The sequence below is a fragment of the Flavobacterium faecale genome, from assembly GCF_048320115.1.
Taxonomy (GTDB): Bacteria; Bacteroidota; Bacteroidia; order Flavobacteriales; family Flavobacteriaceae; genus Flavobacterium; species Flavobacterium faecale_A.
Genome location: NZ_CP182943.1, coordinates 1,555,808 through 1,575,716, shown reverse-complemented (window position 1 = coordinate 1,575,716; position 19,909 = coordinate 1,555,808). Strand labels below are relative to the sequence as shown.

Here is a 19,909-nt window from a genome sequence, read left to right as displayed (position 1 = left end):
AATTATGTTGTGATTTAGTGTATCGAATTATATCTTTGTCGTAAATAACAATTTTATAACAATAAAGGATGCTGACTGACCAATTAAATTACATTCCAATATTCATGCAATGCCTGCTAGCAGTAGGGTTTGTAGCTGGAACAATAGTTGTTTCCGGAAAATTAGGACCTAAGAGAAGGTCAGAAACAAAAGATAGAAATTTTGAGTGCGGAATTGAATCTGTAGGAAACGCCCGCATCCCTTTTTCAGTAAAATATTTCTTGGTAGCTATTTTGTTTGTATTGTTTGATGTTGAAGTTATTTTTCTATACCCTTGGGCGATCAACTTCCAAGAATTAGGAATCGAAGGATTAATTAAGATGATAATTTTCATGCTTTTACTCTTAGTAGGTTTTTTCTATATCCTCAAGAAGAAAGCATTAGAATGGGAATAGTAAAATTTAGCATTTGAGATTTCTTGATTTGAGATTTTCAAAATGATAAAATGATTTAAAATACAGATTTTAGTTGAGGCAAGTCCTGAATCTAAAATCCTAAATCTAAAATATTAAAATGTCTGATTCAAAAGTAAATATGGTTTCACCTCCTGAAGGTGTTGTTGGCGAAGGTTTTTTTGCTACAAAATTGAATGATGTGGTAGGACTAGCAAGAGCAAATTCACTTTGGCCTTTACCTTTTGCAACTTCTTGTTGCGGTATTGAATTCATGGCAACCATGGCTTCTCACTATGATTTGGCTCGTTTTGGCTCTGAGCGTGTGAGTTTTTCTCCGCGTCAGGCAGATATGCTGATGGTTATGGGAACTATTTCTAAAAAAATGGGACCTATTTTACGTCAAGTTTATGAACAAATGGCAGAACCTCGTTGGGTGATTGCCGTAGGAGCATGTGCATCATCTGGTGGTGTTTTCGATACTTACTCTGTTCTACAAGGAATTGACAAAGTGATTCCAGTTGATGTTTATGTACCAGGATGCCCTCCAAGACCAGAACAAATTGTTGATGGCGTAATGAAATTACAAGAATTAGTAAAATCAGAATCTGTTCGACGAAGAAGTTCTCCAGAATATCAAGAATTATTAGCTTCATACAATATCAAATAAGAAAATGGCATTAGAAACAGCTCAAATTCAAGACAAATTATCAGCTACTTTCAGCGATATCACTTTTACTTTTAAACAAGAAAGAGACATTCTTTCAGTTGAAGTTCCTGCTGAAAAAATAAGCGCCATTATTCTTTTCTTAAAAAACGATCCCGAATTGCGTTTTCACTTCTTAACAGATTTATGCGGCGTGCATTATCCTGAAAATGAAGCTGACAGACAAATGGTAATCGTATATCACCTGCATAACTGGTATGAAAATACTAGAATCCGAATCAAAGCATTCATCAACGGACAAAATCCAGAAATAAAATCAATAACTACTATTTTTCCAACAGCAAACTGGATGGAAAGAGAAACTTATGATTTCTATGGAGTTAATTTTATAGGACATCCTCAATTAAAAAGGATTTTGAACATGGATGAAATGGTTTCATTCCCAATGCGAAAAGAATTCCCATTAGAAGATGGCGGACGAACGGATAAAGACGACCGTTTCTTTGGAAGAACACCTAGCAATTGCTAGAAATAAAAACTATAATTTTTCACATACTATAAATGTCAGAACTATTATTACCACCAGAGCATCGCTATGCTAAAATAATGAAGGAAAAACTAAACGAAGACGGAAGTGAGCTTTCGATCCTGAATTTAGGACCTACTCACCCAGCTACTCACGGTATTTTTCAAAATATCTTGTTGATGGATGGTGAAAAAATTTTAGAAGCAGAGCCAACCATTGGTTACATTCACCGTGCATTTGAAAAAATCGCCGAGAATCGTCCGTTTTACCAAATCACTCCACTTACAGACCGCATGAACTACTGCTCCTCTCCTATCAACAATATGGGATGGTGGATGACTTTAGAAAAATTACTAAATATTGAAGTACCTAAACGTGCACAATATTTACGCGTTATTGTAATGGAATTGGCACGTATTACAGACCATATTATTTGTAACTCCATTTTGGGCGTTGATACTGGTGCTTATACTGGCTTTTTGTATGTATTTCAATTTAGAGAAAAAGTTTACGAAATCTACGAAGAAATTTGCGGTGCTCGTTTGACAACAAATATGGGTCGAATTGGTGGTTTCGAAAGAGACTGGACACCTAAAGTATTCGAATTACTAAATACTTTTCTTGAAGAATTCCCACCAGCTTGGAAAGAATTCGAAAACCTATTCGAAAGAAACAGAATTTTTATCGATAGAACCGTAAATGTAGGTCCAATAACAGCCGAAAAAGCAATGGCTTACGGATTTACAGGTCCAAACTTGCGTGCAGCAGGTGTTGATTATGACGTTCGTGTGGCCCAACCCTATAGCTCTTACGAAGATTTCGAATTTGATATTCCAGTAGGGAAATCAGGCGATACTTACGACCGTTTTTGCGTTCGTAATGCCGAAGTTTGGGAAAGTTTAAGCATCATTCGTCAAGCATTGGCTAAAATGCCTCCCGGAAACGAATACCATGCTGAAGTTCCCGATTATTACCTTCCTCCAAAGGAAGATGTTTACCACAATATGGAATCTTTGATTTACCATTTCAAGATTGTAATGGGAGAAGTTCCAGTTCCAGTGGCTGAAATTTACCATCCTGTAGAAGGTGGAAATGGAGAACTAGGATTTTATTTGGTAACAGACGGAAGTCGCACTCCTTATAGATTGCATTTCAGAAGACCTTGTTTTATCTATTACCAAGCATATCCTGACATGATTAAAGGAGCAATGTTATCCGATGCCATTGTTATCTTGTCCAGTTTGAATGTAATCGCAGGAGAATTAGATGCGTAGCCCCCTAACCCCCAAAGGGGGAATATTATAAAGGGTAAAAATATAGAATTGAAAAAAATTAATAACATATAAATTCACGTAAAACCTCCCTCCCTTTTGGGGAGGGTTGGGGTGGGGCTTATGGAAAAAACACATTACAAACAAGAAATAAACATGACTCCTGAGTTGATGACGCGAATTGAAGAATTGTGCAGTCATTACCCAGCAGACAAACGTAAATCCGCTTTATTGCCTGTTTTGCATGAGGTTCAAGATGCTCACGACAACTGGTTGAGTATTGAATTGCAAGACAAAGTAGCTGAAATATTGAATATCAAACCCGTAGAAGTATATGAAGTGGTTACTTTTTATACGATGTACAACCGTCGTCCTATTGGGAAATACATGTTTGAATTTTGTCAAACTTCTTCTTGTTGTTTAAGAGGTACAGAGGATTTGATGGATTATACCTGTGAAAAACTAGGTGTTGGAATTGGCGAGCCTACTGCTGATGGACTTTTTGAAGTTCGTGGTGTCGAGTGTTTAGGTGCTTGTGGTTATGCTCCAATGATGCAATTGGGAGATTTTTATAAAGAAAATCTAACGAAAGAGAAAATCGACCAAATCATTGACGATTGTAGAGAGAATAAAATAATATTACACGATAAATAAGATGTCAAAAAAAATATTATTAGACAAAATAAACGTTCCGGGAATCAAAACCTACGAAGTCTATCGTAAAGAAGGTGGTTATGCCTCTGTAGAGAAGGCTTTGAAAAAAATGACGCCTGATGAAGTGGTAGAAGAAGTAAAAAAATCGGGACTTCGTGGTCGTGGTGGTGCGGGTTTCCCAGCAGGATTAAAATGGAGTTTTATTGATAAAAAATCAGGAAAACCAAGACATTTAGTTTGCAACGCCGACGAATCGGAACCAGGAACTTTCAAAGATCGTTATTTGATGGAATTTATTCCGCATTTATTGATTGAAGGAATGATTACTTCTAGTTTTGCTTTGGGAGCAAACCTTTCGTACATCTACATTCGTGGAGAGTATATGTGGGTTTTTAAAATACTAGAAAGAGCTATTGCTGAAGCGAAAGCGGCAGGATGGTTAGGAAAAAATATCTTAGGTTCTGGTTACGACTTAGAACTTCATGTTCATTGTGGTGCTGGAGCATATATCTGCGGAGAAGAAACAGCTTTGATTGAATCTTTGGAAGGAAAAAGAGGGAATCCACGTATCAAACCACCTTTCCCAGCAGTTTCGGGATTGTGGGCAAACCCTACCGTAGTAAACAACGTAGAAACCATTGCAGCAGTGCCTTGGATTGTAAACAATTCGGGTGATGATTATGCGAAAATTGGAGTAGGGCGTTCTACTGGAACCAAATTAATTTCAGCTTCAGGTCATATCAAAAATCCTGGTGTTTACGAAATTGAATTAGGGTTAAGCGTAGACGAATTCATGAATTCTGACGAATACTTAGGAGGAATGTATTCAGACCGGCCTTTGAAAGCATTGGTTCCAGGAGGTTCTTCTGTGCCAATTTTACCAGCTGATTTGATTTTCAAAACTGCTAACGGTGAAGATCGTTTGATGACTTATGAATCCTTGAGTGATGGTGGTTTTGCTACGGGCTCTATGTTAGGTTCAGGAGGATTTATTGTGTATGATGATACGGCTTGTATTGTGCGTAATACTTGGAATTTTGCTCGTTTTTACCACCACGAAAGTTGTGGTCAATGTACGCCTTGCCGTGAAGGAACAGGATGGTTAGAAAAAGTGTTGTGGCGTATTGAAAACGGTCAAGGACGTGAAGAAGATATTGATTTGTTGTGGAGCATTCAATCAAAAATTGAAGGAAACACAATTTGTCCATTAGGTGATGCCGCATCCTGGCCAGTAGCATCTGCGATTCGTCATTTTAGAGACGAATTTGAATATCATGTTCGTTTCCCTGAAAAAATTAAAAATAGAAATCACTTTGTAGCTGAACCGTTTTCAAGCGTAAAGCATTTGGTGGCGAAACAAACAGTATAATACCCACCTAACCTCCCCAAGGGGGAGGAATTTTGGAGAAAGTAATAACTTAATAATTAACCCAATGACTCCCTCTCCTTTGGAGAGGGTTGGGGAGAGGAAAAAATGAAAGTAACAATAGACGGTCAAGAAATTGAAGTTGAAGCAGGAACAACCATCTTGCAAGCAGCGCGTATGATTGGTGGGGAATCAGTTCCTCCAGCGATGTGTTATTACTCAAAACTAAAAGGGAGCGGTGGAAAATGCCGTTGTTGTTTGGTTGAAGTAGCTAAAGGTAGTGATGCTGACCCAAGACCGATGCCAAAATTAATGGCTTCGTGTGTGACAGGTTGTATGGACGGCATGGAAGTGAACAGTAAAAACTCTGACCGTGTGCGTGAAGCGCGTCAATCGGTGACGGAATTTTTATTGATAAATCACCCTCTAGACTGTCCAGTATGTGACCAAGCGGGAGAATGCGATTTGCAGGATTTGAGCTTTGAGCACGGAAAATCAAAAACCCGTTTTATTGAAGAAAAAAGAACCTTTGAACCAGAAGATATCGGTCCGAACATTCAATTACATATGAACCGTTGCATTTTATGTCAACGTTGTGTGCAAGTGGCTGATCAATTGACTGACAATAGAGTACACGGTGTAATGGACAGAGGCGATCACGCGAATATTTCGACTTGTATCTCAAAAGCGATTGACAATGAATTCTCTGGAAACATGATTGATGTGTGTCCGGTAGGGGCGTTGACTGATAAAACTTTCAGATTCAAATCGAGAGTTTGGTTCAACAAACCCTACAATGCGCACAGAGATTGTGACAAATGTTGTGGAAAAACTACGGTTTGGATGTTTGGTAACGAAATCCAAAGAGTGACTGGTCGTAAAGACCAATACCACGAAGTAGAAGAATTCATTTGTAACGAATGTCGTTTTGATCACAAAGACCCAGCGGATTGGGTGATTGAAGGCCCAAGAAAATTTGATAAAGATTCGGTTATCAATCAAAACAACTACACCAGAAAGTTAGAAACGGTTACTATCAATACTGAAGAAGGTATCTTAAAAGGAAGAGAGCAAGACCGTAAAAAAATAAGTATGTCGGCTATTCCTTTGCAAAACGGAAAAGAAGAGCAAACGAATAACACTAATGCATAAGAAATGGATACAGCAATTATTATAGAAAAAAGCATTGTTATTCTTGTTGTTTTTGCCATTACGATGGTCATGGCAATGTATTCAACACTAGCAGAACGTAAGGTTGCGGCTTGGTTGCAAGACCGTATTGGCCCGAACAGAGCCGGTAAAGGGGGATTGTTACAACCACTAGCTGATGGATTAAAATTATTCTCTAAAGAAGAATTTGAACCGAATACGCCTAATATCTTTTTGTTTTATGTAGGACCTGCGATTGCGATGGCTACTGCTTTGATGACGAGCGCCGTGATTCCGTGGGGAGATAAATTACACGTTTTTGGTCGTGATGTAATCTTGCAAGCTACCGATATTGATGTGGCGTTGTTATACGTTTTCGGAATTATTTCCTTAGGGGTTTACGGCATCATGATTGGGGGATGGGCTTCCAATAACAAGTTTTCATTGATTGGTGCGGTACGTGCGGCTTCGCAAATGGTATCTTACGAGGTAGCGATGGGATTGTCTATCATTGCTTTGTTGATGATGACAGGAAGTTTGAGTTTGAAAGAAATCGCAGCACAACAATCAGGAATGAGTTGGAATGTGTTTTACCAACCCTTATCGTTCTTTATCTTTTTGATTTGTGCTTTTGCAGAAACGAATAGAACGCCTTTTGACTTAGCGGAATGTGAAACGGAATTGATTGGAGGATACCATACAGAATATTCTTCGATGAAAATGGGTTTCTACTTATTTGCTGAATATGCGAATATGTTTATTTCATCAACTATATTGGCGGTATTGTTCTTTGGAGCTTACAACTATCCTGGAATGGAATGGGTAATTGAAAACTGGGGAGTAAATATTGGAAACGTAATTGGAATTGGTGTTTTGTTTGCCAAAATATGTTTCTTCATCTTTTTCTATATGTGGGTAAGATGGACGATTCCAAGATTTAGATACGATCAATTGATGCATTTGGGATGGAAAATATTGATTCCGTTGTCGATATTCAATATCATCATCACGGGAATTGTCATATTGAGAGCGGAGATTGCGGTGTTCTTAGGTTTTTAGATAAAACATAAAGATTTTTTTACCATTAAGAATTAAGTTTTTTAAACCATATAAGACATTTAAGAGCATTTAAGCTGGGAATGTTTTTGGATGGTTTTGAAAATGTAATAGAACATAAAGATTTTTATAAACATATAAGACATATAAGTTTATAAAAAAATTAAATAGAAGCTTTTAGCACATAGAAGAAGTACAAGTTCATTTACGTTTTAAGCTAAAGCTTCAAATTAAAAAGAAATAGTAAATAATAGCAGAATACCCTAGCCCTGATAGCAGCGGCATCCTTGTGGGGGCTGGCCTATGGCCCCCACAAGATAGAGCGGATAGCAGGATTAGCTACAAAAAATAAAAATTAAAAAATGGCAATAGAAACCATATCCTTATCGGGAAGAAAAAAGCAAGTCTCTCACAAAGAGATGAGTTTTTTAGAACGGATGTACATCATTGCAATCTTTAAGGGATTGTGGATTACATTAAAGCATTTGTTTTCAAGAAAAGTTACGATTCAGTACCCTGAGCAGGTGCGTACGATGAGTCCTGTGTACCGTGGGCAACACCAGTTGAAACGCGATGAGCAAGGGAGAGAAAATTGTACAGCTTGTGGGTTGTGTGCGCTTTCGTGTCCTGCTGAAGCCATTACGATGAAGGCTGCGGAGCGTAAGCCGGATGAAAAACATTTGTACCGTGAGGAAAAATATGCTGAAATCTACGAAATCAATATGTTGCGTTGTATTTTTTGTGGGTTGTGCGAAGAGGCTTGTCCTAAGGATGCCATTTACTTGACGACTTCAAAAGTTTTGGTACCGTCTAGCTACGAAAGAGAAGATTTTATTTTTGGAAAAGATAGATTGGTGATGCCTCTTGATGTGGCGATGCAAAATACTCAACTTAAAAACGCTAATTAATGTCAACAATACTTATTATATTTTGTGTTTTGGCTGCTATTACTTTGTCAACCGCTTTTTTGACGGTTTTTAGCAGAAACCCTATTCACAGTGCGCTTTACCTCGTAATTTGTTTTTTCTCGATTGCAGGTCATTACCTTTTATTAAATTCTCAATTTTTGGCAATTGTACACGTGATTGTGTATTCGGGAGCGATTATGATTTTATTTTTGTTTACCATCATGTTGATGAATTTGAACGAAAAGAAAGAAGTTCATCGACCAAGGATTACTAGATTGGGAGCGATTGTAGCCTTTAGTTTAATCTGTATTGTTTTGATATTGATTTTCATCAATTCGAAACCAATTGTAGGTGAATACACAACTACTGGCGAAGATTACCAATCGATAAAAGTACTTGGAAAAGTATTGTTGAACGAATACATGGTTCCTTTTGAATTTGCTTCTGTACTCTTGTTGGTAGCAATGATTGGAGCAGTATTATTGTCTAAGAAAGAAAAAATAGAAAAATAAGATGAGTAATATTTTAAACGAAATAGGAATCGAAAATTACATCTTCCTTGCTGTGATACTTTTTAGTATTGGAGTTTGTGGAGTTTTGTACCGTCGAAATGCTATTATTGTATTTATGTCTATTGAGATTATGTTGAATGCCGTGAACTTATTGTTTGTTGCGTTCTCTACTTACCATCAAGATGCACAAGGTCAAATTTTTGTATTCTTCTCGATGGCAGTAGCGGCTGCAGAAGTTGCGGTAGGACTAGCAATATTGGTTTCTATATTTAAGAACATGGGTACGATTAGTATCGATAAATTAAAAAATTTAAAAGGATAAACTATAATGGATACAAATTTAGCTTTACTCTTATTATTAGCTCCTTTTATAGGGTTTTTATTTAATATCTTCTTCGGAAAAAACATAGGCAAAACAGCATCAGGAATAATAGGAACACTAACCGTTGCGCTTTCATTTGCTGTTACTTTATGCTTTTTCTCTCGCATTAATGCTACGCAAGAAGCGATTCAGATTCAGCTGTTTGATTGGATTGAGATTAGCAATTTCAAAGTTGATTTTGGTTTCTTATTGGACCAACTATCTGTACTTTGGTTATTGTTTGTAACGGGAATTGGTTCTTTGATACACCTCTACTCTATCAGTTATATGCACGATGATGAGAATATGCACAAGTTTTTTGCGTATTTGAATCTGTTTATCTTCTTCATGATAACATTGGTAATGGGTAGCAACTTATTGGTATTGTTTATTGGTTGGGAAGGTGTTGGATTGTGTTCTTACTTATTGATTGGATTTTGGCATAAAAACCAAGATTTTAACGATGCCGCTAAGAAAGCGTTCATCATGAACCGTATTGGAGATTTAGGATTGTTAATCGGGATTTTCATCTTAGGTTCTATGTTCTCAACATTGGATTATGCCAGTTTAAAAACGGCAATCATTTCAGCTTCTGACTTAGATTTGACTTTATTATCTGTTGCTGCTTTCTGTTTGTTTATTGGAGCATGTGGAAAATCAGCGCAAATTCCATTATACACTTGGTTGCCTGATGCGATGGCGGGACCTACACCGGTTTCTGCTTTGATTCACGCGGCTACGATGGTAACTGCTGGCATCTTTATGATTACAAGATTGAACTATGTATTCGACCTTGCGCCAGAAGTACAAAATATTATTGCGATTGTAGGTGCTGTTACATCTCTAGTAGCTGCGACAATTGCTTTGGTACAAACAGATATCAAGAAAGTATTGGCTTACTCAACCGTTTCTCAATTAGGGTTAATGTTCTTGGCTTTAGGTTTAGGTGCTTATGAAGTAGCCGTTTTCCACGTAATCACACACGCTTTCTTCAAAGCTTGTTTGTTCTTGGGTTCTGGTTCTGTGATTCACGCTTTGCACGGAGAGCAAGACATGCGCAATATGGGTGGTTTGAAAAAATGGATGGGAATTACGTTTATTACTTTTCTAATTTCTTCATTAGCAATTTCAGGAATACCTCCATTTTCAGGTTTCTTTTCGAAAGATGAAATTTTGATGGTGGCTTTCGAACATAATAAAGTACTTTGGTTTATTGCTTCTTTGGCCTCGCTATTAACTGCTTTTTATATGTTCCGTTTGTTATACTTGACATTCTTCAACGATTTTAGAGGAACAGACAATCAAAAAAGTCACTTACATGAAAGTCCTGCTTTAATCACTTTCCCTCTAATTGTTTTGGCGATTTTAGCAGCAATTGGTGGATTGATTAGTTTGCCAACCAATAGCTGGTTGAACGGATATTTAGCTCCCTTATTTTCGAAAGAAGTACACGAAGCACACCACTTTGGAACACAAGAATATGCACTTATGGCGATTGCAGTTGTTGGTGGATTGGTCGGAATAGGAATTGCTTTTAATAAATATTTGAAACACAAACAAGTCCCTGAAGCGGATGAGGCGATTACTGGTTTTGCGAAAACGTTATACAACAAATATTATGTGGACGAAGCTTATGATTTTGTTTTCGTGAAATCTACAAATGCTTTATCTAACTTTTTCAGAGACCAAGTAGAAACTGGATTATCATCTTTAGTTTTAGGATTCGGAAAAATAACGAACGAATTAGCTTTTCAAGGTAAAAAAGTACAGAGCGGAAGTATTGGATTGTATCTGTTTATTTTTGTTTTGGGACTTAGCGCCATACTAACCTACTTATTTTTAGCACAATAATTATAACACTATGAACGTATCTCTTCTATTAATAATCCTCTTAGTTGGTGCCTTTTTAACCTATGTATCAGGAGACAAATTAGCGTCAAAAGTAGCGTTGTTCTTTAGCTTAGTAGCTTTAGGTTTCAGTGTTGTTTTGCTAAACAATTTCAATCTTGGAACAGACATTAATTTTGTTGCTCCTTGGATTAATCAACCTAAAATTTCGTTTGCTTTGGCTGCGGATGGATTGGCAATCGCGATGTTGTTATTGACAACGGCTTTGACCCCAATTATTATTTTTTCTTCTTTTGGAACAGAATTCAAAAATGCCAAAAACATTTACAGTTTGATTTTGTTTATGACTTTTGCCATGGCGGGAACTTTCTTGGCAGCTGACGGACTTTTATATTATATCTTTTGGGAATTGGCTTTGATTCCGATTTACTTTATCGCTTTAATTTGGGGTAACGGCGATGCCGAAGACCGTAAAAATGCAGTGGTAAAATTCTTTATCTATACTTTGGCGGGGTCTTTATTCATGCTAATTGCTTTTGTGTATTTGTACCAAAAAGCTGGAAGTTTTCTAATCGAAGATTTGTATGCTTTAGACTTAACTGCTGACGAACAAATCTGGATTTTTGCGGCTTTCTTTTTAGCGTATGCGATTAAGATTCCGTTGATTCCTTTTCATACTTGGCAAGCAAAGGTGTACCAAAAAGCACCAACCGTAGGTACCATGTTACTTTCGGGTATCATGTTAAAAATGGGATTGTACAGTGTGATTCGTTGGCAATTGCCTATTGCACCAGAAGCAGCAAAAGGGCATTCGGATCTTATGATTGCTCTTGGAATAGCAGGTGTAATCTATGGTTCGATTGTAGCTTTACGTCAAAAAGATTTGAAAAAATTATTGGCTTATTCTTCACTAGCACACGTGGGGTTAATTGCAGCTGGAGCTTATGCTTTGAACCTTGACGGTTTGCGTGGAGCCGTTTTACAAATGATTGCTCACGGTTTTGTAGTAGTTGGATTGTTCTTTGTAGCTGAAATCATTTACAGAAGATACGAAACCAGAACCATTGCAGAAATGGGCGGTATTCGTACTCAAGTACCAAAATTTGCGTCTTTATTCATGATTTTAGTGTTGGCATCTGTAGCATTGCCTACGACTTTCAACTTTGTGGGTGAGTTTACCGTTTTATATAGTTTGTCACAAATCAATATTTGGTTCGCGGTATTAGGTGGAACAACTATCATTTTGGGAGCTTACTATATGTTGAAAATGTACCAACAGGTGATGTTAGGAGAAACAAATTCGAAGCCTTTTGCTGAAGTAAATTTCAATGAAGGATTAGCATTGGTTCTCATTGTAGCAGTCTTGTTTATTTTCGGATTGTATCCAAAACCGATTAATGATTTGATTACGCCGAGTTTGCAGAATATTTTAAATGTGATTAATAAAAATTAAGGATTCTGGATTTAGGATTTAGGAATGTCGACTTGTGAATATTAGATGATTATTTTTTAACCGTAACAACAAATCCTAAAAAAAAAATCCTTAATCTTAAATAAACAATGACTAAAGAAGAATTAAAAAAACGAACGAAATTATTTGCGGTAAACGTATTTAAGTTTTTAATGGCTATTGAAAAAAGTAAAGCCGTTGATGTGGTTTCTTATCAACTTTTTAAATCATCTTCATCGGTTGCTGCGAATTATCGTGCAGTTTGCAGAGGAAAATCAGATGCTGATTTTTTAAACAAATTAAAAATTGTTGACGAAGAGTCGGATGAAAGTTTATTTTGGTTAGAATTTATTAAAGATTTGGACATTGAATGTGATCGAATAGAATTAGAAAAATTGATAAAAGAAGCCGACGAATTGACAGCTATTTTTTCAGCAGGAATTAGAACAATAAAAGAACGAAATAATAAAAAACAATAAACAGATTAACGATTTTTATTATGGAAAAAGAAATATCCGTTTAGGTAATTAATCCTAAATCAAAATTCCTAAATCCTTAATTTTAGATCCTAAATGAAATAATCATAAATATTTATAATGAGTACATTAATAGCTATAGTAGGACTAGGTATTTTATGCCTAATATTGGAAATTTTCGACTTTAGAAAAGCAATTATTCCAATCAGTATTATTGGATTGTTGGCTGTTTTAGGATTGAACGTTTCCGAGTTTAATTCTCCTGAAACCTATTACAATAACATGATTGTAGTGAGCAAGTTTTCAACTTCGTTCTCAGCTTTGTTTATTGTGTTAACGATTTTCTTAATTGGATTGAGTCATAAATTCTATGAGTTTCACCAATCTAAAATCTCTGATTTTATTGCAATTAAATTATTTTTATTAGCGGGAGCTGTTGCGATGGTTTCTTTTGGAAACTTAGCGATGTTCTTTTTAGGTATCGAAATCTTATCTATTTCTTTGTACGTACTAGCCTCAAGCGATAGAAAAAACATAAAAAGTAATGAAGCGGGAATGAAATACTTCTTAATGGGATCTTTTGCTTCAGGATTTATTTTATTCGGAATCTGTATGATTTACGGAGCAATGGGAACTTTTGATATTATCGAAATTAGCGAATTATCGTATTCAGCCGAGTTGCCTATCTGGTTTCCTATTGGGATTATCTTGGTAACTATCGGAATGTTCTTCAAAATCGCTGCAGTACCTTTCCACTTTTGGGCGCCTGACGTTTACGAAGGTTCCCCAGCATTGACAACTGCCTTAATGAGTACGTTGGCAAAAGTAGTGGCAATTGCAACTCTATTCAAATTACTCACAGCTATGAACGCTGAGATTTCTACTGAATTTCAATTGATTATTGTTATCGTTTCTATGGCTTCGATGACCGTGGGGAATATTATGGCATTGCGTCAAGTGAACGTAAAACGTATGTTGGCGTTCTCTGGAATCTCACATGCTGGTTTTATGTTAATGACTTTATTGAATACCGAAAACGCAGCAGGAACTTTATTGTATTATACTTCGGCGTATGCGTTGGCAGGTATTGCAGCCTTCAGCGTGGTGTTATACGTGTGCTACAACAAACATAACGAAGACATCAACAATTTCCACGGTCTAGGAAAAACAAACCCACTATTGGCCGCTATATTGACTGCGTCATTATTGTCTATGGCAGGTATTCCTATTTTTTCAGGATTCTTTGCCAAATTGTTTTTATTCAACCAAACGATTCAAGCCGGTTTTCTATCTTTAGTGATTGTAGCGGTAATCAACTCTATCATCAGTGTGGGCTATTACTTCAAACTAATCCTAGCGATGTACAACAAAGAACCAAACGAAGATAGAACAGCTACTCCTGTAGTTATATATGCCGTTGCAGTTATCGCAATCGTATTGAATATTGCGCTGGGACTCTTCCCTTCACTTGTATTGGATTTATTAGCTTAAAACGTCTTATTCTGTTTTTAGAACAGAAACTCAACTATACTAAAACAGCCGAAAATGATTTAGGCTGTTTTTTTTATATATGAACCAGCTCCTCAAAGTGTAGCTGCTGCGCAAATGTCTCTTACTTTGCGCTACAAAGATTGGCAAATACAGTACTTTAGTTGCTTGTGGAGGTTCCTCCTACCGTCGGAAAGACAAGATTGTGGTTACTGGGCTTTATAAATTTTATGACTCTTAGTATTTTGTCTGCGAACCCTAGCTCCGCAAAGCGTAGCTGCTGCACAAATGTCTCTAACTTTGCGCCACAAAGATTGGCAAGTACAGTACTTTAGTTACTTGTTGAGATTGCTTCGCCTGTTCGCTATCGCTCGAGCCCTCCTATCGTCGGAAATTGTAACAACATAAAACGGTTGCAACTTTTTTGTTTTATCGAAAACTCAAACGTTAAAATCCAAAATCCAATTCAACAACAACCTCCTCTCCAAGTTAACTTTCGTATTTTTGCATCTTTAAACAGCAAAACCACTATTTTGATTCGATTAAATTTTATAGGAAACTACCGTGCGCAAGGAAAAATTAAAAAAAGCTTTAGAAAAGCCAAACAATCTTACTTATTGCGAATTCGCTGGGCAGTTTCCTCTTTTTATTTCGGAATGGGATTGTGTTTTGCCACTTGGGCAAGCCGAATTCCAGATATCAAACTAGCCTTAGATTTGAGTCCAGCCGATTTAGGAAGTATTTTATTAGCATTACCCTTTGGCCAATTGACCATGATGCCTTTTTCAGGTAAACTAGTCACTCGATATGGCAGTCACCGTTTGATAGTATTTTCATTAATCATGTATGCGGTTAGTTTATCCAATATGGGCTTGGCAACACACGCCTGGCAACTAGCCATTGGATTGTATATTTTTGGACTTTTCGGAAACATGAATAATATTGGGGTGAACACGCAAGGTGTTTATACCGAAAAATTATTCAACAAAAATATTATGTCTTCCTACCACGGGGTATGGAGTTTTGCAGGTTTTACGGGTGCTTTAATTGGGATTGGTATGCTGGCACTGAAAATGACACCATACCAACATTTTTTGGTAGTGGCGTTAATCGTCTTTATCCTCGTTGGTTTTAACTACAAATACCTTGTCAAAGCCAAAGAATCATCAAAGTCAACTGAAAAAAGAAAACTGTTTACCATGCCTGACCCTGCACTGCTTTGGTTGGGAATTATCGGTTTTGGTTGCATGGCGAGTGAAGGAATTATGTTTGACTGGAGCGGTATCTATTTTGAAGAAATCGTAAAAGCACCTGGACCGCTTATTGTGCTGGGCTATACTTCGTATATGATTATGATGGCAACGGGACGCTTTTTGGGCGACGGATTAATCACCAAATTTGGAAGAAAAACGGTTATCCAAATCAGCGGCATAATGATTTCGACTGGACTATTTACAGCAGTATTCTTCCCATTTTTAATCCCTGCTACCGCAGGCTTTATGCTAGTGGGTTTAGGAGTTTCAACTATTGTCCCAACGATTTACAGTGTCGCTGGCAAGACTCCCCATATCCCGCCTGGTGAAGCCATCGCCATGGTTACTAGTGTTAGTTTTTTAGGCTTCTTGATGGGACCTCCTGTTATTGGGTATATAGCTGAAATTTTTGGGCTCCGATTTTCATTTGCCTTTATTGGATTATTTGGTTTGGTCATTGCGTTTTTAGTTTCTCGAATTAAAGCTTTGCAATAACAAAATAAAAAGCAACTCGATTAAAACTTGTCCGGAAACGAGTCAATGGGCTACTGCAAAAAAACAGTTTACTATGCTATATCCCTAATTGGCACAATCGTACCGATCACTTAACGATTGAAAAATCCTTTTTTTGTCGAACGAACGAAAAAAACTTATAAGAGTTCTGCTCAAAGGATTTTCAAAGACAAGACACTCATCCCTCTTTAGCCCCGATTGAAGTGACATCCTTGTGGTGGTAGCCCGAAACTACGGGCTGCCACTACAAGATAAAACGAAAAGCGGGAACCCAACTTCACTGAAACCACTCTACTTTCTGCTCCTAAAAAAGATTACCTATTTCGTTCCATTGGCATCTTTCAAAAAGAAACTCCAAACTATACAAATCTCCCACTTATCTGTGGCATAACCTCTATTGTTATTATCGAAAAACATATTTCATTACAAAATCCATAAAAACTAACAACTTCTTAAATGTAATTTGTAAATTTAATCGCAAACATCACATTTACTCAAATTCTACATCAAATATGAAAATCAAAAAAGTACTTGTCGCAAATAGAGGAGAAATTGCTATTAGAATATTCAGAGCCTGTACCGAAATCAACATTAAAACGGTTGGTATTTACACTTATGAAGACCGCTATTCTTTACATCGTTATAAGGCCGATGAATCGTATCAAATAGGCGAGGACAATCAACCTCTAAAACCATATTTGGACATTAATACGATTATAAAAGTAGCCTTGGATAATGATGTAGATGCGATACATCCAGGTTATGGTTTTTTATCAGAAAACCCAGAGTTTGCCCTAAAATGTGCTGAAAACAATATCATATTTGTAGGTCCAAAAGTGTCCGTTTTACAATCACTAGGTGATAAAATTGCGGCCAAGAAGGTAGCTATTGAAAATAACATTCCTATTATTAGAAGCAATTCCAAACCATTAGACGACATCAAAGTTGCACTTTCTGAAGCAGCTATCATTGGCTATCCTGTAATGTTGAAAGCCGCTTCTGGTGGAGGTGGTAGAGGAATGCGCGTGATTAGAGAGGAAGAAGAACTAAAAAAAGCCTACCCCGAAAGCAAAAGAGAGGCCTTAAACGCTTTTGGTGATGATACCGTTTTTCTTGAAAAATTTGTAGAAAATCCTAAACATATCGAAATTCAAATTGTAGCCGATAATTACGGAAATACGGTTCACTTATACGAACGCGATTGCTCGGTACAGCGGCGCTATCAAAAAGTAATTGAATTTGCTCCCTCCTATGGTCTAAAAGAAGAAACTAGAGAAGCTTTGTACAACTACGCTACGACTATTTGTAAGGCTGTTAATTATAACAATATTGGTACGGTAGAGTTTTTAGTAGATGACGATGATTCAATTTATTTTATTGAGGTAAATCCGAGAATCCAAGTGGAACACACCGTAACCGAAGTGATAACCAATATTGATTTGGTAAAGACACAATTATTTATTGCAGGAGGTTACAAATTAGAAGATCAGCAAATAAAAATACCAAATCAAGAAGCGGTCACTATTTCAGGATATGCTTTGCAATGCCGCATCACAACTGAAGATCCTCAAAACGATTTCAAACCAGATTTCGGAACTGTATCTACGTATAGAAGTGCCTCAGGTTTCGGAATCCGTTTGGATGCTGGCAGCGTTTATCAGGGGGTTACTATTTCTCCTTTCTTTGATTCCATGTTGGTCAAAGTAACTGCTAGTGGCAGAACCTTGGACGGTGCTTCAAGAAAAATACAAAGAGCTTTGCGAGAATTTAGGATTAGAGGTGTCAAAACCAATATGCCTTTCTTGGATAATATCTTAAAACACGACACTTTCAAAAAAGGAGCGATAACAGTTAATTTTATCAAATCAAATCCCGATTTATTTATATTTAAAGCGCCTAGAAACAGAGCCAATAAAATAATTACTTATTTGGCTGACACTACAGTTAATGGAAATCCTGACGTAAAAAAACTAGACCGTTCCAAAACATTTATAAAACCAAAAATTCCTGCTTTTGATGCCAACGCTGCTTTTCCAAAAGGGACAAAAGATTTATTAACCAAATTAGGTCCTGAGCAATTTGCACAATGGTTAAAAAATGAAAAAAAAATCCATTATACTGACACGACCATGCGCGATGCGCACCAAAGTTTGTTGGCCACCAGAATGCGTACTTATGATATGCTCCAAGTAGCCGAAGGTTATGCTAAAAACCATTCTGATATTTTCAGTATGGAAGTTTGGGGTGGTGCTACTTTTGATGTTTGTTTGCGTTTTCTTCAAGAAAATCCTTGGGAACGTTTACAATTACTCCGAAAAAAGATGCCTAATGTTTTACTCCAAATGTTAATCAGAGGTTCTAATGGCGTGGGGTATACTGCTTATTCAGATAATTTGATTGCACGATTTGTAGAAGAATCGTGGGAAAACGGCATTGATTTATTCAGAGTTTTTGACTCTCTAAACTGGATGAAATCTATTGGTCCTTGTATCGAACAAATTCGCACCAGAACCCAAGGTTTGGCCGAAGGCTCCATCTGTTATACAGGCGATATACTGGACGTAAAAAATACCAAATACAACTTAAAATACTATATTGATTTAGCCAAAGAAATAGAGAATTCAGGAGCTCATATTTTAGGAATTAAAGATATGGCTGGTTTGCTAAAACCTTATGCTGCATCTGAATTAGTCTCGGCTTTAAAGTCCGAATTGAACATTCCGATTCACTTGCACACCCATGACACTTCTTCAATTCAAGCCGCGACCTACTTAAAAGCTATTGAAGCTGGCGTAGATGTTATAGATGTGGCTTTAGGAGGCTTGTCTGGATTAACCTCGCAGCCTAATTTCAATTCTGTAGTAGAGATGATGAAATTTCACGAACGTGAAAACCCAATCAATATCGAATCCTTGAACGAATATTCTAATTATTGGGAAACCGTAAGAGAGTATTATTATCCCTTTGAATCAGGGTTAAAATGTGGTTCTGGAGAAGTTTTCAAGCACGAAATTCCGGGTGGACAATATTCCAACTTAAAACCGCAAGCACAATCGTTGGGACTAGAAGATCGTTTTCACGAGATTACAAAAATGTATGCAGAGGTTAACACCTTATTTGGTAATATTATAAAAGTAACCCCGAGTTCTAAAGTGGTTGGAGACATGGCGCAATACCTGGTGAGCAACAACTTAACGGTAAACGACGTCCTTGAAAGAGGCGATACCATTTCGTTCCCTGCTTCTGTAGTGAGTTTCTTTAAAGGTGAATTGGGGCAGCCCGTAAATGGTTTTCCTGAAAAACTGCAAAAGTTAATCTTAAAAGACGAGAAGCCTTTTACAGACAGGCCGAATGCTCATATTCCCCCAATAGATTTTGAAAAAGAATATGCCGATTTTAGAAAAATTTTCGAAAATGACTTAGGACGAAAAATTGATTTTACAGACTTCTTATCCTATAAATTGTATCCAAAAGTATTTATAGATGCTTACAACAAACATTTAAAATATGACAATCTAACAAATCTACCTACTAAAAATTTCTTCTACGGAATGGAAATTGGCGAAGAAATAACCATAGAAATTGACAAGGGCAAATCTTTATTGATTACTTTGGATTCTGTAGGAACACCGAACTCTGAAGGAATTGTAACCGTTTATTTTAAAGTAAATGGACAAGGTAGAATTATTGAAGTAAAAGACCAATCTATAAAAGTAGAAACGGTAGCAAATGTAAAAGTAGACAAAAACAATAGTGCTCAAATTGGAACTCCCTTACAAGGACTATTGTCGACTATTTTTGTAAACCCTGGAGAAAAAGTCGTAAAAAACCAACCTTTATTTATAATTGAAGCCATGAAAATGGAGACAACTATTACTGCCACTGAAAATGCGACCATCAAAAAAATAGCCGTACAACCCGGAAAGATGGTCAATGCTGACGATCTAATTCTTGAATTAGAATAATCAAAAAACAGCTAT

17 protein-coding genes are annotated in these 19,909 nt (G+C 36.8%); all 17 read left to right on the top strand.

Going from position 1 to position 19,909, the window contains the following annotated elements; genetic code table 11:
* Positions 1-68 precede the first annotated feature (68 nt).
* Positions 69-434, top strand: a complete 366-nt coding sequence (locus ACNH59_RS06635; protein WP_418264646.1) for an NADH-quinone oxidoreductase subunit A — start codon at positions 69-71, stop codon at positions 432-434.
* Between the two features lie 118 nt (positions 435-552).
* Entirely contained in the window at positions 553-1,101 is a 549-nt protein-coding gene (locus tag ACNH59_RS06630; RefSeq protein WP_418264645.1) for an NADH-quinone oxidoreductase subunit B, read from the top strand.
* Positions 1,102-1,105: 4 nt separating this feature from the next.
* On the top strand, positions 1,106-1,627 hold the full coding sequence (locus ACNH59_RS06625; protein WP_418264644.1) for an NADH-quinone oxidoreductase subunit C: 522 nt from the start codon (positions 1,106-1,108) through the stop codon (positions 1,625-1,627).
* Between the two features lie 32 nt (positions 1,628-1,659).
* Positions 1,660-2,898 carry an NADH-quinone oxidoreductase subunit D gene (locus ACNH59_RS06620; RefSeq protein WP_418264643.1) on the top strand — a complete coding sequence of 413 codons (1,239 nt, stop codon included), beginning with the start codon at positions 1,660-1,662 and terminating at the stop codon, positions 2,896-2,898.
* A 120-nt stretch (positions 2,899-3,018) separates the two neighbouring features.
* Positions 3,019-3,549 carry an NADH-quinone oxidoreductase subunit NuoE gene (gene nuoE / locus ACNH59_RS06615; RefSeq protein ID WP_418264642.1) on the top strand — a complete coding sequence of 177 codons (531 nt, stop codon included), beginning with the start codon at positions 3,019-3,021 and terminating at the stop codon, positions 3,547-3,549.
* Position 3,550: 1 nt separating this feature from the next.
* Positions 3,551-4,918, top strand: coding sequence for an NADH-quinone oxidoreductase subunit NuoF (gene nuoF, locus ACNH59_RS06610; protein WP_418264641.1), 1,368 nt, complete (start codon positions 3,551-3,553; stop codon positions 4,916-4,918).
* Positions 4,919-5,023: 105 nt separating this feature from the next.
* Positions 5,024-6,067, top strand: a complete 1,044-nt coding sequence (locus ACNH59_RS06605) for a 2Fe-2S iron-sulfur cluster-binding protein (protein WP_418264640.1) — start codon at positions 5,024-5,026, stop codon at positions 6,065-6,067.
* A 3-nt stretch (positions 6,068-6,070) separates the two neighbouring features.
* Positions 6,071-7,123 (top strand): NADH-quinone oxidoreductase subunit NuoH, encoded by a 1,053-nt coding sequence (gene nuoH / locus ACNH59_RS06600; RefSeq protein WP_418264639.1) that lies wholly within the window; start codon positions 6,071-6,073, stop codon positions 7,121-7,123.
* A gap of 359 nt (positions 7,124-7,482) precedes the next feature.
* A complete protein-coding gene (locus ACNH59_RS06595; RefSeq protein ID WP_418264638.1) occupies positions 7,483-8,028 on the top strand; it encodes a NuoI/complex I 23 kDa subunit family protein in 546 nt (181 codons plus the stop codon).
* Positions 8,028-8,540, top strand: a complete 513-nt coding sequence (locus tag ACNH59_RS06590; RefSeq protein WP_418264637.1) for an NADH-quinone oxidoreductase subunit J — start codon at positions 8,028-8,030, stop codon at positions 8,538-8,540. Before ACNH59_RS06595 ends, ACNH59_RS06590 begins: the two co-directional genes overlap by 1 nt.
* Position 8,541: 1 nt before the next feature.
* Positions 8,542-8,862 (top strand): NADH-quinone oxidoreductase subunit NuoK, encoded by a 321-nt coding sequence (nuoK, locus tag ACNH59_RS06585; RefSeq protein WP_418264636.1) that lies wholly within the window; start codon positions 8,542-8,544, stop codon positions 8,860-8,862.
* Between the two features lie 6 nt (positions 8,863-8,868).
* Complete coding sequence (nuoL, locus tag ACNH59_RS06580) at positions 8,869-10,752, top strand: NADH-quinone oxidoreductase subunit L (RefSeq protein ID WP_418264635.1); 1,884 nt, start codon at positions 8,869-8,871, stop codon at positions 10,750-10,752.
* A 10-nt stretch (positions 10,753-10,762) separates the two neighbouring features.
* Positions 10,763-12,202 carry a complex I subunit 4 family protein gene (locus tag ACNH59_RS06575; protein WP_418264634.1) on the top strand — a complete coding sequence of 480 codons (1,440 nt, stop codon included), beginning with the start codon at positions 10,763-10,765 and terminating at the stop codon, positions 12,200-12,202.
* Positions 12,203-12,309: 107 nt separating this feature from the next.
* A complete protein-coding gene (locus ACNH59_RS06570) occupies positions 12,310-12,678 on the top strand; it encodes a four helix bundle protein (RefSeq protein WP_418264633.1) in 369 nt (122 codons plus the stop codon).
* A 117-nt stretch (positions 12,679-12,795) separates the two neighbouring features.
* Positions 12,796-14,166: an NADH-quinone oxidoreductase subunit N gene (locus tag ACNH59_RS06565; protein ID WP_418264632.1), complete on the top strand. Its 1,371-nt coding sequence runs from the start codon at positions 12,796-12,798 to the stop codon at positions 14,164-14,166.
* A gap of 530 nt (positions 14,167-14,696) precedes the next feature.
* The gene (locus ACNH59_RS06560; protein WP_418264631.1) at positions 14,697-15,911 is read left to right on the top strand and encodes an MFS transporter; all 1,215 of its coding nucleotides are present in this window, start codon (positions 14,697-14,699) and stop codon (positions 15,909-15,911) included.
* A gap of 530 nt (positions 15,912-16,441) precedes the next feature.
* Positions 16,442-19,894, top strand: coding sequence for a pyruvate carboxylase (locus ACNH59_RS06555; RefSeq protein WP_418264630.1), 3,453 nt, complete (start codon positions 16,442-16,444; stop codon positions 19,892-19,894).
* The last annotated feature ends 15 nt before the right edge of the window (positions 19,895-19,909 follow it).

Coding starts and splice junctions, on each gene's coding strand:
- ACNH59_RS06625 (WP_418264644.1), top strand. CDS start 1,106: ATGGCATTAGAAACAGCTCAAATTCAAGACAAATTATCAGCTACTTTC.
- ACNH59_RS06630 (WP_418264645.1), top strand. CDS start 553: ATGTCTGATTCAAAAGTAAATATGGTTTCACCTCCTGAAGGTGTTGTT.
- ACNH59_RS06575 (WP_418264634.1), top strand. CDS start 10,763: ATGAACGTATCTCTTCTATTAATAATCCTCTTAGTTGGTGCCTTTTTA.
- ACNH59_RS06570 (WP_418264633.1), top strand. CDS start 12,310: ATGACTAAAGAAGAATTAAAAAAACGAACGAAATTATTTGCGGTAAAC.
- ACNH59_RS06620 (WP_418264643.1), top strand. CDS start 1,660: ATGTCAGAACTATTATTACCACCAGAGCATCGCTATGCTAAAATAATG.
- nuoF (WP_418264641.1), top strand. CDS start 3,551: ATGTCAAAAAAAATATTATTAGACAAAATAAACGTTCCGGGAATCAAA.
- nuoH (WP_418264639.1), top strand. CDS start 6,071: ATGGATACAGCAATTATTATAGAAAAAAGCATTGTTATTCTTGTTGTT.
- ACNH59_RS06635 (WP_418264646.1), top strand. CDS start 69: ATGCTGACTGACCAATTAAATTACATTCCAATATTCATGCAATGCCTG.
- ACNH59_RS06555 (WP_418264630.1), top strand. CDS start 16,442: ATGAAAATCAAAAAAGTACTTGTCGCAAATAGAGGAGAAATTGCTATT.
- nuoE (WP_418264642.1), top strand. CDS start 3,019: ATGGAAAAAACACATTACAAACAAGAAATAAACATGACTCCTGAGTTG.
- ACNH59_RS06565 (WP_418264632.1), top strand. CDS start 12,796: ATGAGTACATTAATAGCTATAGTAGGACTAGGTATTTTATGCCTAATA.
- ACNH59_RS06590 (WP_418264637.1), top strand. CDS start 8,028: ATGTCAACAATACTTATTATATTTTGTGTTTTGGCTGCTATTACTTTG.
- nuoK (WP_418264636.1), top strand. CDS start 8,542: ATGAGTAATATTTTAAACGAAATAGGAATCGAAAATTACATCTTCCTT.
- ACNH59_RS06595 (WP_418264638.1), top strand. CDS start 7,483: ATGGCAATAGAAACCATATCCTTATCGGGAAGAAAAAAGCAAGTCTCT.
- nuoL (WP_418264635.1), top strand. CDS start 8,869: ATGGATACAAATTTAGCTTTACTCTTATTATTAGCTCCTTTTATAGGG.
- ACNH59_RS06605 (WP_418264640.1), top strand. CDS start 5,024: ATGAAAGTAACAATAGACGGTCAAGAAATTGAAGTTGAAGCAGGAACA.